12 protein-coding genes and 1 pseudogene are annotated in these 13,549 nt (G+C 68.1%); 4 read left to right on the top strand and 9 right to left on the bottom strand.

The features are described from left to right. A pseudogene (locus tag LRA89_RS14285) lies at window positions 1–205 on the top strand (IS5/IS1182 family transposase); the annotation flags it as partial. A 423-nt stretch (window positions 206–628) separates the two neighbouring features. On the opposite strand, the gene LRA89_RS14280 reads toward LRA89_RS14285, so the two are convergent. From LRA89_RS14280 to LRA89_RS14240, 9 genes are all read right to left on the bottom strand, one after another. Next, window positions 629–1,396 (bottom strand): class I SAM-dependent methyltransferase, encoded by a 768-nt coding sequence (locus tag LRA89_RS14280; protein ID WP_230771215.1) that lies wholly within the window; start codon window positions 1,394–1,396, stop codon window positions 629–631. After that, a complete protein-coding gene (gene prfB / locus LRA89_RS14275; protein ID WP_230771212.1) occupies window positions 1,386–2,513 on the bottom strand; it encodes a peptide chain release factor 2 in 1,128 nt (375 codons plus the stop codon). Before prfB ends, LRA89_RS14280 begins: the two co-directional genes overlap by 11 nt. A 60-nt stretch (window positions 2,514–2,573) precedes the next feature. After that, complete coding sequence (locus LRA89_RS14270) at window positions 2,574–5,090, bottom strand: penicillin-binding protein 1A (protein WP_230771210.1); 2,517 nt, start codon at window positions 5,088–5,090, stop codon at window positions 2,574–2,576. A gap of 271 nt (window positions 5,091–5,361) precedes the next feature. Continuing rightward, complete coding sequence (locus LRA89_RS14265) at window positions 5,362–5,685, bottom strand: MerR family transcriptional regulator (protein ID WP_056498292.1); 324 nt, start codon at window positions 5,683–5,685, stop codon at window positions 5,362–5,364. 11 nt (window positions 5,686–5,696) lie between these two features. Next, entirely contained in the window at window positions 5,697–5,993 is a 297-nt protein-coding gene (locus LRA89_RS14260) for an integration host factor subunit alpha (RefSeq protein ID WP_055762201.1), read from the bottom strand. Window positions 5,994–6,069: 76 nt separating this feature from the next. Beyond that, window positions 6,070–7,032, bottom strand: coding sequence for a beta-ketoacyl-ACP synthase III (locus LRA89_RS14255; protein ID WP_230771207.1), 963 nt, complete (start codon window positions 7,030–7,032; stop codon window positions 6,070–6,072). Beyond that, on the bottom strand, window positions 7,029–8,060 hold the full coding sequence (plsX, locus tag LRA89_RS14250) for a phosphate acyltransferase PlsX (RefSeq protein WP_230771205.1): 1,032 nt from the start codon (window positions 8,058–8,060) through the stop codon (window positions 7,029–7,031). Before plsX ends, LRA89_RS14255 begins: the two co-directional genes overlap by 4 nt. A 27-nt stretch (window positions 8,061–8,087) precedes the next feature. Next, window positions 8,088–8,267 (bottom strand): 50S ribosomal protein L32, encoded by a 180-nt coding sequence (gene rpmF / locus LRA89_RS14245; protein ID WP_055762192.1) that lies wholly within the window; start codon window positions 8,265–8,267, stop codon window positions 8,088–8,090. A 171-nt stretch (window positions 8,268–8,438) separates the two neighbouring features. Next, the gene (locus LRA89_RS14240) at window positions 8,439–9,101 is read right to left on the bottom strand and encodes an MBL fold metallo-hydrolase (RefSeq protein ID WP_056498288.1); all 663 of its coding nucleotides are present in this window, start codon (window positions 9,099–9,101) and stop codon (window positions 8,439–8,441) included. Window positions 9,102–9,176: 75 nt separating this feature from the next. On the opposite strand from LRA89_RS14240, the gene pabB reads away from it, so the two are divergent. From pabB to LRA89_RS14225, 3 genes are all read left to right on the top strand, one after another. Beyond that, a complete protein-coding gene (gene pabB / locus LRA89_RS14235; RefSeq protein ID WP_230771203.1) occupies window positions 9,177–10,931 on the top strand; it encodes an aminodeoxychorismate synthase component I in 1,755 nt (584 codons plus the stop codon). Window positions 10,932–10,968: 37 nt separating this feature from the next. Then, window positions 10,969–12,168 (top strand): pyridoxal phosphate-dependent aminotransferase, encoded by a 1,200-nt coding sequence (locus LRA89_RS14230; protein ID WP_230771201.1) that lies wholly within the window; start codon window positions 10,969–10,971, stop codon window positions 12,166–12,168. A 130-nt stretch (window positions 12,169–12,298) separates the two neighbouring features. Further along, the gene (locus LRA89_RS14225) at window positions 12,299–13,471 is read left to right on the top strand and encodes a GGDEF domain-containing protein (protein WP_230771199.1); all 1,173 of its coding nucleotides are present in this window, start codon (window positions 12,299–12,301) and stop codon (window positions 13,469–13,471) included. Window positions 13,472–13,549 lie beyond the last annotated feature (78 nt).

The following is a 13,549-nucleotide window of genomic DNA, read 5'->3' as shown; positions in this document are numbered from 1 at the left end:
CGGCGCGGCGGTCATCATCTCGCAGCACCCACGGCGCATAGGCGCGCGCAAGATCGACCCCGCCATCTACGCGTGGCGGCACCTCATTGAAAACTTCTTTTGCAAGCTCAAGGAGTTCAAACGCATCACCATGCGTGCCTGCAAAACAGATCGCAGCTTCGAGGCCATGATCTACCTCGTCGCAGCCGTCATCAACTCACGTTGAATCCCCACAGGCCCTAGAGCATGATGACATGGTTTTGACCCGCCGTGACGGAGCCGAATTTCGCTTGTGGATAGGAGTGAGGAAGGAGCGGGGCTTTGCCCCCGTGACTGACGAGCGACCACTCCACAGGCGAAATTCGGCCCGCCGCGAAGCGGTTGCCCTGAGCCGCCCATCGGACGTCGTCGTGCCGCTTGCACGGGCCACCGGCCCGCGCTGTGCGTCGCTCCTCGCCGACGAACGGCTCAGGGCAATCACGGCGGGTCAAAACCATGTCATCATGCTCTAAGGTGGGTGGACCACGTCCCGGAGCGAAAGCCGCTGTCGCGGCAAACACTACATCCCTCCGCGCCTCTGCGCCTCTGCGCGACAAACCCTTCCTCTTCGCGCCCTTCCCGCCTTCGCGTGAATCAATCTACGGCGACGTCAGCCGCGATGATTGCCGGTTGGCGATGGCGTGGGCGTTGGTCCGGGCAGGCGGCAGGGCTTGATGTCCTCGGGGCGAGGACGCGCACCCTCGGGGGTGAACATCGCGATATAGCCGCCGGCCGAGGGCATGCGTTGCAGCGCGACCTGGCGGTAGCCGACCGCCGCGAATTCGCAGCGCAGCAGCGCGGGCGGGGTGCCGTGGTTCTGGGTTCGGCGTTCGGCGTCGACCACCACTACCCGCCCGCCGGGGCGCAGCGACGGACGCAGGTTCCACAGGAAGGCGTAGGGCTCGGCGATCTCGTGGTACATATGCACCATCAGCACCCGGTCGAAGCTGTTTTCGGGCAGCTTCGCATCATCGGGCTCGCCCAGCCGCACGCTGACGTTGTCGAGCCGTTCGCGCGCCACGCGCGTCGCCAGCGCGTCGCGGATTTCGGGGATGATGTCCTCGGCCAGCACCCGCCCGTCCGGCCCCACGCGCTGGGCGAGGCGGATGGTGTAATAGCCCTCGCCCGCGCCGATGTCGGCGACGGTCATGCCCGACGCGATGCCGGCGAGGTTCATCACCGCCTCGGCCTCGTTCAGCCGGTCGCGCGCTTCCTCGGTCGACCAGCGCGCCGACACGATCGTCGCGACCGGGCGGTCGGCCTTGGGGAAGCGGGGCTTGTCGTCCTCGTGCTGCGCATTGGCGGCACGCGGCTGCGTCGCGTCGCAGCCGGCCAGCAACAGCACGGGGAGGAGCAGCCAGCGCATGTCAGTCGACATCCTCGACTTCCACCGCTTCGCCGGTCACGCGCTGCGACAGGGCGGCGGCCATGAACGGATCGAGCGCGCCGTCCAATACGTCGCCCGGCGCGGTCGAGACGACGCCGGTGCGCAGGTCCTTCACCATCTGATACGGCTGCAACACGTAGGAACGGATCTGATGGCCCCAGCCGATGTCGGTCTTGGTCGCGTTCTCGGCACTGGCCTCCGCCTCGCGGATCGCCAGTTCGCGCTCGTACAGGCGGGCGCGGAGCTGGTTATAGGCCTCGGCCTTGTTCTTGTGCTGCGAGCGCTGGTTCTGGCACTGCACGACGATGCCGGTCGGGATATGGGTGATGCGCACCGCCGAATCGGTGGTGTTGATGTGCTGGCCACCGGCACCCGACGCGCGATAGGTATCGATGCGCAGGTCGCTTTCGTTATACTCGACCTCGATATTGTCGTCGATCACCGGATAGACCCACACGGAAGCGAACGAGGTGTGGCGCCGTGCCGCGCTGTCGTACGGGCTGATGCGGACGAGGCGGTGGACGCCGCCCTCGGTCTTGGCGAAGCCATAGGCATTCTCGCCCTTGATGAGCAAGGTCGCCGACTTGATGCCCGCCTGTTCGCCCGAATGCTGGTCGACCAGTTCGACCTTCAGCCCGCGGCGTTCGGCCCAGCGGGTGTACATGCGGCTGAGCATGCCGGCCCAGTCCTGGCTTTCGGTGCCGCCGGCCCCGGCGTTGATCTCGATATAGGTGTCGTTGCCGTCGGCCTCGCCCGAGAGCAGCGCCTGCACCTTGTCGTGATCGGCGCGCCGGGCGAGGTCGGCGAGATTCGCGACGCCCTCCTCGGCCATCTCGGTATCGCCTTCCTCGTCGGCCATCTCGATCAGTTCGACGGTGTCGGCCAGATCGCGTTCGATGGTGCGGGTGGCGGTAATCGCCTCGTCCAGCCGGCGGCGTTCGCGCATCACTTCCTGCGCGGCCTTGGGATCGTTCCACAGGGCCTGATCCTCGACACGCGCGTTAAGCTCGTCCAGCCGGCGCAGTGCACGGTCCCAGTCGAGGAAGCGGCGCAGCAGCGCCAGCGCGTCGTTGATCTTGTCTACATGGGCTTGCGCTTCGGCGCGCATGGGGAAAAACTCCGGGATAAAACGTCAGGAACGGGGGATGCCGCCGATATGGGGGCGGCGCTAGTAGATTCCCCCTTCGCGTTGCAAGAAGTCGCTGTCGCGCGGGGCGGCGGCCTCGCGGCGCTGCACGGCGCGCGCGGGGTCGCGGGTGACGGGGGCGCGCGCCTCGCCCAGCCGGCCGGTGGCGCGACGCGCCTCGGTCTCGGGCTTGAACGCTTCCCAGATAACCCCGGCCTTGGGATCGGTGCCGGGCCATGCGCCATAGACCGGGCGGCCGCTGCCGCGATCGATGCGGACCATGCGGATGCCGGCAGGCGCGCGGAACGGCAGCACCTCGACATCCTTGTACGCCTTCACAGCAAACGCCTTGTAGATCGGCGCGGCGATGGTGCCGCCCTGCGCATAGCCACCCAGATTGCGCGGCGTGTCATAGCCCAGATAGAGCCCGGCGATCATCTGCGGCGTGCCGCCGACGAACCACACGTCGGTGGGGCCGGTCGACGTACCGGTCTTGCCCATGATCGGGCGGTTCAGGTCGCGCAGCGTGGTGGCGGTGCCGCGCTGGATGACGCCTTCCATGATATGGACCATCTGATACGCGCTCATCGCGTCCATCACCTGCCGCGCCCGGATCTGCGGGCGGGGCATCGCCTTGCCGTTCCAGTCGGGGGCGTTGCAGCCGTCGCAGCCGCGCCAGTTTTCGGGCAGGATCACCTTGCCGCGCCGGTCCTGCACGTAATCGATGACCGTGGGTTTCAGCTCGCGGCCCTGATTGGCGAGGATCGAGTACGCGTTGACCATGCGCAGCACCGTCGTCTCGCCCGCGCCCAGCGCATAGGAGAGATAGGGCGGGAACCGGTCGTCGCTGACGCCGACGCGCTGGATCAGCGAATTGACCTTTTCCATGCCGGTCTGCGCGGCGGCGCGCACCGTCATCAGGTTGCGCGACTGTTCGACGCCCCAGCGCATCGTGTGCGGCCCGGAGCCACCGCCGCCGAAGTTGCGGAAGCATTTGGTGCCGAGCCGTCCGCCCTGATTCACGCAGAACGGCCCGTCGACGATGATCGACGCCGGGGTCATCCCCGCTTCCAGCGCGGCGGCATAGACGATCGGCTTGATCGTCGAACCCGGCTGGCGCATCGCCTGCGTCGCGCGGTTGAAGTCGCTCAGCCGGTAATCGAATCCGCCCTGCATCGCCAGCACGCGGCCGGTGCGCGGGTCCTCGACCACCATGCCGCCCGACACGCGCGGCACCGAGCGCAGCGCCCAGTCGCCGCCCGAGGGCGCGACCGCGAGAATATCGCCCGGTTCGATCGCGGCGAAGGCGGTGCCGCCCAGCCCCCGCACCGGCATGGTCGCCGCCCAGCGTGGCAGCGTACCCGTCCGTCCGTCGGCAAACCCGATCTGCGCCGAGGCATCGGACTTGGCGATGACGATCGCGGCGCGCCAGTCCTGATAATCGAGGCCGATGTTGGTGCCGATCAGCGCCTGCTGCCAGTTGCCGTCCTCGATTTTCGTGCGCGGCTTGTTGAGCGGGCCGGACCAGCCGCGCCCCGAATCATAGCGGATGAGGCCAGCGCGCAGCGCGTCCTGCGCATCGCCCTGGATCGCCGGGTCGAGCGAGGTGCGCACCCACAGGCCGCCGGCATAGACGCTGTACGGGCCATCGGTTTCCTTCTCGCCGAAGCGGTCGAGCAACTGGCGGCGGACTTCCTCGATGAAATAGCCGCCGGCCAGTTCCTGCCGCGGCGTCTGGCGCGGGATCGCGCCGAGCGGTTGCGTGACCGCTTCGGCGCGCTGGGCAGGCGTGATGAAGCCGTTGCGCTCCATTTCGCCCAGCACCCAGTTGCGCCGGGCGATCGCGCGGTCATACCCGCGTTCGGGCGTGTAGTTCGACGGACCCTTGGGCAGAATCGCCAGATAGGCCATTTGCGGCAGCGTCAGCTCGCGCAGTTCCTTGCCGAAATAGGCATGGGCGGCGGCCTCGACGCCGAAGGCGTTCCGGCCGAGCGCGATCTGGTTGAGATAGAGTTCGAGGATCTGCTGCTTGGTCAGCGCATCCTCGATCCGGTAGGCGAGCAGCGCTTCCTTCGCCTTGCGGACATAGCTCACCTCGTTGGTGAGCAGCAGGTTCTTGGCGACCTGTTGCGTGATCGTCGATGCGCCGACCGGGCGGCGGTCGCTGCGCAAATTGGTCAGGATCGCGCCGGCGATGCCGGGATAGTCGACGCCGTGATGCTCGAAGAAGGTCCGGTCCTCGGCGGCGAGGAACGCGCGGACCAGCAGCGGCGGATATTCGGCATAGGACAATTGCACGCGGCGTTCGCGGGCGTAGCTGTGGACCGGCGTCCCGTCGATCCCGCGCACGTTGGTCGGCAGCGGCGGTTCATAGGCGCGCAGCGAATCGACCGACGGCAGCGTCCGCCAAAGCAGCAGCCAGATAAGGAACACGCCGATCCCGGCGAGCAGCGCGGCGATCGCCGGGATACGGAACCACCAGCGTCGCTGGATACGCGCGAACCGTGTCCGCCAGGAAACAGCGGGGCGGGGATCGGTCTCGGAAGGGGATACGCTCATCGCCCGCGCGGTGTAGCAGGTTTGGTCGCGCAGGAAAGCACGGGGTTGGCGGCGGTTTGGAAACGGCCCCTGGGCCGATCAACCTTCTTTCGTACGTCGTCACCCCGGACCTGTTCCGGGGTCCACGGCTCGGCAATCGGTGCGCCCTGAGGCTTTACCGACAGCGTTTGGGGCCAAGTGGACCCCGGAACAAGTCCGGGGTGACGAAAGGGGTGGCTGCTTCGGCCGAAGATGCTGAATATCGATCGGTCCCGGGCCGATCGTGGCCCGTCTATCCCGCTTCGGCCAGCGCGTCGCTCAGCAGGCGGCGCACCGCGTGCAGTTCGTCGATGCGCGAGGGGACCGGCGGTTCGGCCTCGCGGGTCAGCAGCGCCTGCACGCCGCGCACGGTATAGCCGTCCTGCCCCAGCAGCGTGTGGATGCGGCGCAGCAGGTCGACATCGGCCGGGGCGTAATAGCGGCGGTCGCCGGCGCGCGTGACCGGCTTGACCTGCGGGAAACGGCTTTCCCAATAGCGCAGGCGATGCTGGGGCACGCCCAGCTCACGCGCGACCTCGCCGATGGTGCGATAGGCGGTGGCGGATTTATCGGCCACGCGGGGCCGGATCAGTCGGCGACGATGCGGTCGCGCATCATCTGGCTGGCGCGGAAGGTGAGCACGCGGCGCGGCGCGATCGGCACCTCGACGCCGGTCTTGGGGTTGCGGCCGACCCGCTCGCCTTTGTCGCGCAGCACGAAGCTGCCGAAGCCCGAAATCTTGACGTTCTCGCCCTTGGCCAGCGCTTCGCACAAATGGGTGAGGATCTGTTCGACCACCCGCGACGAATCGGCGCGCGACAATCCGATCTCGCGGTGCATTTCTTCGGCGAGGTCGGCGCGGGTCAGCGTGCCAGCGGTGGTCATGATCGTCTCCTGCTTAAAGCCAGCGTACCGGCTAGCACGACGTATACGAAGATTCAAAAATCCAAAAGGATGAGCGTTACCAACGCACTACCGCCGCGCCCCACGTAAAGCCGCCGCCCATCGCCTCCAGCACGATCAGGTCGCCGGGCTTGATCCGGCCGTCGCGCACCGCCGTGTCGAGCGCCAGCGGCACCGAGGCGGCGGAGGTATTGGCGTGCCGGTCGACGGTGACGACGACCTTGGCCGGTGGAAGGCCGAGCTTGCGCGCGGTCGCGTCGAGGATGCGGGCATTGGCCTGATGCGGTACGACCCAGTCAACGTCATCGGAGGTGAGGCCGGCGAGTTCGAGCGATTCGCCCATGACGGCGGCGAGGTTCACCACGGCATGGCGGAACACTTCCTTGCCCTTCATCCGCAGCTTGCCGACGGTGCCGGTGGTCGAGGGGCCACCGTCGACATAGAGCAGGCCGTTGTGGCGGCCATCGGCGTGGAGCCGGGTCGACAGGATGCCGCGACCGTCGCCGGAGTCGTCGGCCTCCAGCACGATCGCGCCCGCGCCGTCGCCGAACAGGACGCAGGTGGTGCGATCCTCCCAGTCGAGGATGCGGCTGAACGTCTCCGCGCCGATCACCAGCGCGCGGCGATGGACCCCGGCGCGCAGCATCGCATCGGCGACCTGCACCGCATAGAGGAAGCCCGAACACACCGCCGCCACGTCGAACGCGACGCAATCGTCGATGCCGAGCATCGCCTGCACCTTGGTCGCGGTCGCCGGAAACGTCTGGTCAGGGGTGGCGGTGGCCAGCACGATCAGGTCGATCTGTGCCGCATCGATCCCGGCGGCGGCAATCGCGGCGCGCGCGGCATCGGCGGCGAGCGTCGCGGTCGTTTCGTGATCGCCGGCGATATGGCGGAAGCGGATGCCGGTGCGCTCGACGATCCATTCGTCGGAGGTATCGACCCGCTCGGCCAGTTCGGCATTCGACACCCGCCGTTCGGGGAGCGCCGATCCGGTGCCGGTGATCCGCGCGCGGATCATGCCGCCTGCGCCTCGATACCGGCGAGATCGCTGGCGATCCGCCGGGTCAGGTCGTCGCGCACCATCTTCGACGCCACCTGGATCGCGTTGGAGATGCCGGCGGCATTGGCGCTGCCATGGCTTTTGACCACCAGCCCGTTGAGGCCAAGAAAGACCGCGCCATTATGGTTGTTGGGGTCGAGGTGATGGCGCAGCAACTCGGTCGCCGGCCGCGAGATCAGGAAGCCGATCTTGGAGCGGACCGACGAGCGGAACGCCCGCTTGAGCAGGTCGGCGACGAATCGCGCGGTGCCCTCGGCGGTTTTCAGCGCGATATTGCCCGAAAAACCGTCGCAGACGACCACGTCGACCTGGCCGCGCGACAGGCGATCCCCCTCGATATAGCCTGCAAAGGTCATCGGCAGATGCGGGGACGCACGCAGCGTCGCCGCCGCTTCACGCACGCTGTCGATGCCTTTCAGCTCCTCGGTCCCGATGTTGAGCAGCGCGACGCGGGGGGATTCGAGATCGAGCGCGGTGCGGGCATAGGCCGCGCCCATCACCGCGAACTGGACGAGGTTGCGCGCGTCGCACTCGGCATTGGCACCGAGGTCGAGCATGACGAGATCATTGTCGCCGAGGCTGGGGAGCAGCGCGGCGAGCGCCGGACGGTCGATGCCCGGCATGGTGCGCAGCGCCAGCTTGGCCATCGCCATCAACGCGCCGGTATTCCCGGCGGAGACGGCGGCGGTGGCGCGGCCCGCCTTCACCAGACCGATGGCGATACCCATCGACGTCGTCTTGGCGCGGCGAATCGCCTGGCTGGGCTTGTCCGACGGCCCGACGACTTCGGGCGCGTGGACGATTTCGGCCGCGGCGGAAAGATTGGGGTGCGAATCGAGCCCGGCGCGAATCGCCGCCTCGTCGCCCACCAGCAGGAAGCGCATGTCCGGCTGCTGCCGTCGCGCATGCGCGACGCCCGCCAACATGGTGGCGAGCCCTCCGTCACCGCCCATCGCATCGATGGCGATCCAGGACCCGTCGGCCATGCGTTCTTCCCTGTCCGGTACGGTAGCTTACGCTTCGACCGAGACGACTTCGCGACCGTTGTAATGGCCGCAGGCGTTGCACAGGTTGTGCGGACGCTTCAGTTCGCCGCAGTTCGGGCATTCCTGGAACGACTCGACGCTCAGCGAATCGTGGCTGCGACGCATACCGCGCTTGGAGGGCGAGGTCTTTCTCTTGGGAACTGCCATTTCGGCACCTTTATGACTTATGGATCGGGCGGTTTCACCACCAACTGTCAACGCGGCCCAGGCAAGCGCCGGACCGAATTCAGGACCGACGACCCGCCGGACCGGCAGGCAGGCTGGTCGCGAAGCGAGCCGCGCCTATAGCGTTTCTGGCAAAGGTTGCAAGGGCAAGGGTTAGCGCGTGGCCAGTACCTTGTCACCGACAAACGGATTCGTCCGGCGTTCGTGGCCGAAGGTGCTGCCCGGACCATGGCCGGGGACGAAGGCGGTGTCGTCGCCCAGCGGCCACAGCTTGGTCACGACCGAGGTCAGCAGCGCCTGATGGTCCGACAGCGGAAAGTCGGTGCGGCCGACCGATCCCTGGAACAGCACGTCGCCGACCAGCGCGAACTTCGTGTCGGCATGGTGGAAGATGATATGGCCGGGGGTGTGGCCCGGCGTCTCGTACACCGCGAAGCGCGCCTCGCCGACCGTCACGATGTCGCCCTCGCCCAGCCAGCGATCGGGTTCGAACGGCACGCCGGGCATGCCCCAGTTGCGTCCGTCCTCGTCCAGCCGCGCGATCCAGAAGCGGTCCGCCTCGTGCGGCCCCTCGATCGGCACGCCCAGTTGCTCGGCCAGCGGCTTGGCCTCGCCGCAATGGTCGATATGGCCGTGGGTCAGCAGGATCTTCTCGATCGTCACGCCGTGCTGTTCGGCGGCCCTGAGCAGCTTGGGCAGGTCGCCGCCGGGATCGACGAACGCGCCGCGCATCGTCTTCGTACACCAGATCAGGGTGCAATTCTGTTGCAGCGGCGTCACCGGCACGATCGCCGCACGGATGGGGGATGGGGTCATGGGGAAAGCCCTAGTTGATTAACGCGGGGTACACAAAGCGTTGCATCGCAGGCGCGCAACCGGCAAGCGGGCGGGATGCTCGACACGACCCGGCCCTTCGTGCTGCTCGACGATGCCCGGCCGGGGGGACGCGCGCTCCTGTATCGCGCGCCGATGCGGATCGTCCGCGCCGATACCATGGCGGCGGTGCCGGCGGCGCTGGACGCGCTGGCGGCGGAGGTGGCGGGCGGGCGCGCGGTGGCGGGGTTCGTCGGCTATGATGCCGGCGCGGGCCTGATCCCCGGCGTGCCCCACCGCCCCTCGCCCACGCCACTGTTGTGGTTCGGGGTGTTCGATGCCGCCGAGCCGGTCGACGTGCCCGCGATCCTGCCCGACCCCGCCGGGGCATGGGCCGGGCCGGTCGTGCCCGACATCGATCATGCCGCCTATCTGCGCCAGTGCGAGGACGTGCTCGAACTGATCGCGGCGGGCGATCTGTATCAGGCGAATCTGACCTTCGCCGCCACCCTGCCGGTCGCGGGCGATCCGGTCGCGCTCTATGCCGCGATCCGGCCGCGCGCCGCCGCTGGCCATGGCGCGCTGGTGTGGACCGGCGCGGACTGGCTGCTGTCGTTTTCGCCCGAATTGTTCTTCGCGGTCGAGGGCGGGCGAATCGCCGCGCGGCCGATGAAGGGCACCGCGCTGCGCGATCCCGATCCGGCGAAGGATGCCGCCGCCGCCGCCGCCCTCGCCGCCGATCCCAAGCAGCGCGCCGAAAACCTGATGATCGTCGACCTGATGCGCAACGACCTGTCGCGGATCGCGGTGCCGGGCAGCGTGGCGGTGCCCGAGCGGTTCGTCATCGAAACCTATCCGAGCATCCACCAGATGGTGTCGCACGTCACCGCGACGGTGCAGCCGGGCAAGGGCGCGGTCGACGCGATCGGCGCCCTGTTTCCCTGCGGATCGATCACCGGCGCGCCCAAGCGGCGGGCGATGCAGGCGATCGACGCGATCGAGGACCGGGCGCGCGGCATCTATACCGGGGCGATCGGCCATATCGCGGGGAATGGCGATACGTCGTTCAACGTCGCGATCCGCACGCTTCACCTGCCCGCCGGCGGGCTCCACGCCACGATCGGCCTCGGATCGGGAGTCGTCGCCGATTCGGTGCCGGCGGAGGAATGGCGCGAATGTCTCGCCAAGGCGCGGTTCCTCGACCTGCCCGCCCCCCGGTTCGATCTGGTCGAGACGATGGCGTTCGATCCGATCACCGGCATCCCGCTGCTCGAACGCCATCTGGCGCGGATGCACGACAGCGCGCGCGCGCTGGGCTTCGCGTTCGATCGCCATGCGACGCGCAACGACTTGCAGGCGGCGACCTTTCGCCTGCGCAAGGCGATGCGGGTACGCTTGCTGCTGTCACGCAGCGGGGCGACCGCGATCGACGTGCAGCCGCTGCCCGCGACGCCCGCCGGGCCGGTCGCCGTGGCGCTCGCCGCGCTGCCGGTGGCGTGCGGCGACGTGCGGGTGGCACACAAGACCAGCGACCGGCGGTTCTGGCCCGCGCCGCCGCCGGGCTGTTTCGAGACGGTGTTCGTCAATCCGCGCGGCGAGCTGACCGAGGGTAGTTTCACCTCGATCTTCGTCGGCGGCGGGGCCCAGTTGCTGACCCCGCCTTTGGCGCACGGATTGTTGCCGGGCGTGCTGCGCGGCGAGCTGATCGCGCGCGGCGAGGCGGTGGAAATGCCGCTGACCCCGGCCGATCTCGCGCAAGGATTTTACATCGGCAACGCGGTTCGTGGATTGATTCATGCGCGGCTGGTTGCGGAAGGACCCACGCCGGGCTAAGCGGCGCGCGTTCTTTCCCAACAGCATCGGACGACCCATGAAGCCCTCCGCCGCGCTCGATCGCATCAATCCCTCGCCGACCCTCGCCATCACGTCGAAGGTGCTCGAGCTGAAGCGGCAGGGCGTCGACGTCATCGGCCTGGGTGCCGGCGAACCCGATTTCGACACGCCCGATTTCGTCAAGGATGCCGCGATCGCGGCGATCCGCGCGGGCAAGACCAAATATACCAACGTCGACGGCACCGCCGAACTGAAGGACGCGATCGCCGCGAAGTTCCAGCGCGACAACGGCCTGACCTATGCGCCGAACCAGATCAGCGTGAACGTCGGCGGCAAGCACACGCTGTTCAACGCGCTGGTCGCGACGATCGACGCGGGCGACGAGGTGATCGTGCCCGCGCCCTATTGGGTGAGCTATCCCGATGTCGTGCAATTCGCCGGCGGCACGCCGGTGTTCGTCGCGGCGGGTGCGGCGCAGAATTACAAGATCACCCCCGAACAGCTCGAAGCGGCAATCACGTCACGGACCAAGTGGGTCATCCTCAATTCGCCGTCGAACCCGACCGGCGCGGGCTATACCCGTGACGAGCTGCGCGCGCTGGGGCAGGTGATCGAGCGGCATCCGCATGTCTGGGTGTTCGCCGACGATATGTACGAGCATATCGTCTATCCGGGGTTCGAGTTCGCCACCGTCGCCGAGGTCAATCCGGGCCTGTACGACCGCACGCTGACCGTGAATGGCTGTTCCAAGGCCTATGCGATGACCGGCTGGCGCATCGGCTATGCCGGCGGCGCGGCATGGCTCATCAAGGCGATGGCCAAGCTCCAGTCGCAGTCGACCTCCAACCCGTGTTCGATCGCGCAGGCCGCCGCCGTCGCCGCGCTGAACGGCGACCAGTCGTTCCTCGCCGAGCGTAACGCCGCCTTCCTGCGCCGCCGCGACATGGTGGTGGCTGAGCTGAATGCGATCGACGGTGTTACCTGCCCGACGCCCGACGGCGCCTTCTATGTCTACCCGGAAGTGTCGGGGCTGATCGGCAAGGCGACGCCGGGGGGCAAGCGCATCGATACCGACGAGGATTTCGTCGGCTATCTGCTGGAAGATGCCAAGGTCGCGGCGGTGCAGGGTGCCGCCTTCGGCCTCTCGCCGGCGATGCGGATCAGCTATGCGACGTCGGACGAGTTGCTGCGCGAGGCATGCGCGCGGATTCGCACGGCGGCACACGCGCTGAAATAACGCTTCTGCTTCGCGCGAAGGCGCGGGGAACGGGCTGTGCCGCCGGGCAGGCCCTTCCCCGGCCGGCGCGTCGCGACCGGTCGTATCAAAACGGACTATTAGCGATTTGCCGCTATCGGCCGGTGCTTCGGTGAAGCGCGAGGCCCGGTTGCTCGATCTGTCTACCCTGTACGTCATGGTATCCTTCGCGTCGATCGTCGCGGGGGTGGTCCATATCGTGCCATGGGCGACCGGGCGGTTCGGACGCTGGGCGGCATGGTGGGGATTCGGCCACATCCTGCTCGGGCTGACCTCCTCGGTCGCGCTGCTGCGCGACATGGGCGCGCCCTATATCATCGCGTGGATCGGCAATCCGCTGGCGATCCTTGCCTATGCCGCGATCTTTGCGGGCATGCGCAACTTCGCCCATCCCGGCGGCAGCAACCGGGTGCTGCTGATCGCCGCGGCGATCGGCGGGGTGCCGCTGCTGCTGTCGACCGATCCGACCGCGATCGGTGCCCGCGTCGGGTATCTCAGCATCGTGCGCGCGCTGTTCGACGGGGCGACCGCGCTGGTCGCATGGCGGATCGCGCGGCGCGAATCGCTGCATACCGGCTGGATCGTCTTTTCGCTGTTCGCGCCGACGGTGCCGCTGTTCCTCGCCCGGTCGATCAGCGCGTTCGACGGACAGGTCAGCACGCGCGTGACCGGGCAGCATGGCGGGATCGCCGCATGGCTGGTCGCGATCGCGATCACCTTCATCCTGTTCCGCGGCTTTTCGCTGTTCGCGCTGGAGGCGGAGCGCGGGCAGCAGCAACTGGCGCGGCTGGCCGAGCGCGACGGGCTGACCGGGGCCTATAACCGCACCGCCTTCGACCGGATACGCCAGCAATGGCAGGGCCGCGGCGCGGTGCTGGTCATCGATCTCGACCTGTTCAAGCAGTTGAACGATCGCTGCGGCCATGCGGTGGGCGACGCCGCGCTCGGCATCGCCACCCGCGTCGCGCAGAACGTGCTGGCGGCGGGGGGCAGCGTGTTTCGGTGGGGCGGCGACGAGTTCGTCGGCGTGCTGCCCGGTGCCGATCGCGCGGCGGCCGACCAGGCCAGCGCGCGGATCGCGCAGCGCTTCACCGATACGGTCTGCGCCGTCGCGCCCGAAGATCTGCCGGTGACGGTCAGCATCGGCACCGCCTGCGGCCCGCTGTCGGAGGTCGAACGGCTGCTCGCCGAGGCGGACTGCGCGATGTACGCCGCCAAGCGCGCACGGCGCAGCGACACCGAACGGCAACGCAGCGTTGCCGAAACGATACGACCCGCAGCTTGATTTCGCACTCGCAACATGGTTGAGGCTGTCGACGAGATGAACGGACGCGCCAGCGGCGGTTCACCCCCACCCATTATA

Source organism: Sphingomonas sp. Leaf4 (assembly GCF_920939515.1).
Classification (GTDB): Bacteria; Pseudomonadota; Alphaproteobacteria; order Sphingomonadales; family Sphingomonadaceae; genus Sphingomonas.
Note: the sequence above shows the minus strand (reverse complement) of the source record. Positions and strands in the feature narration are given on the sequence as shown.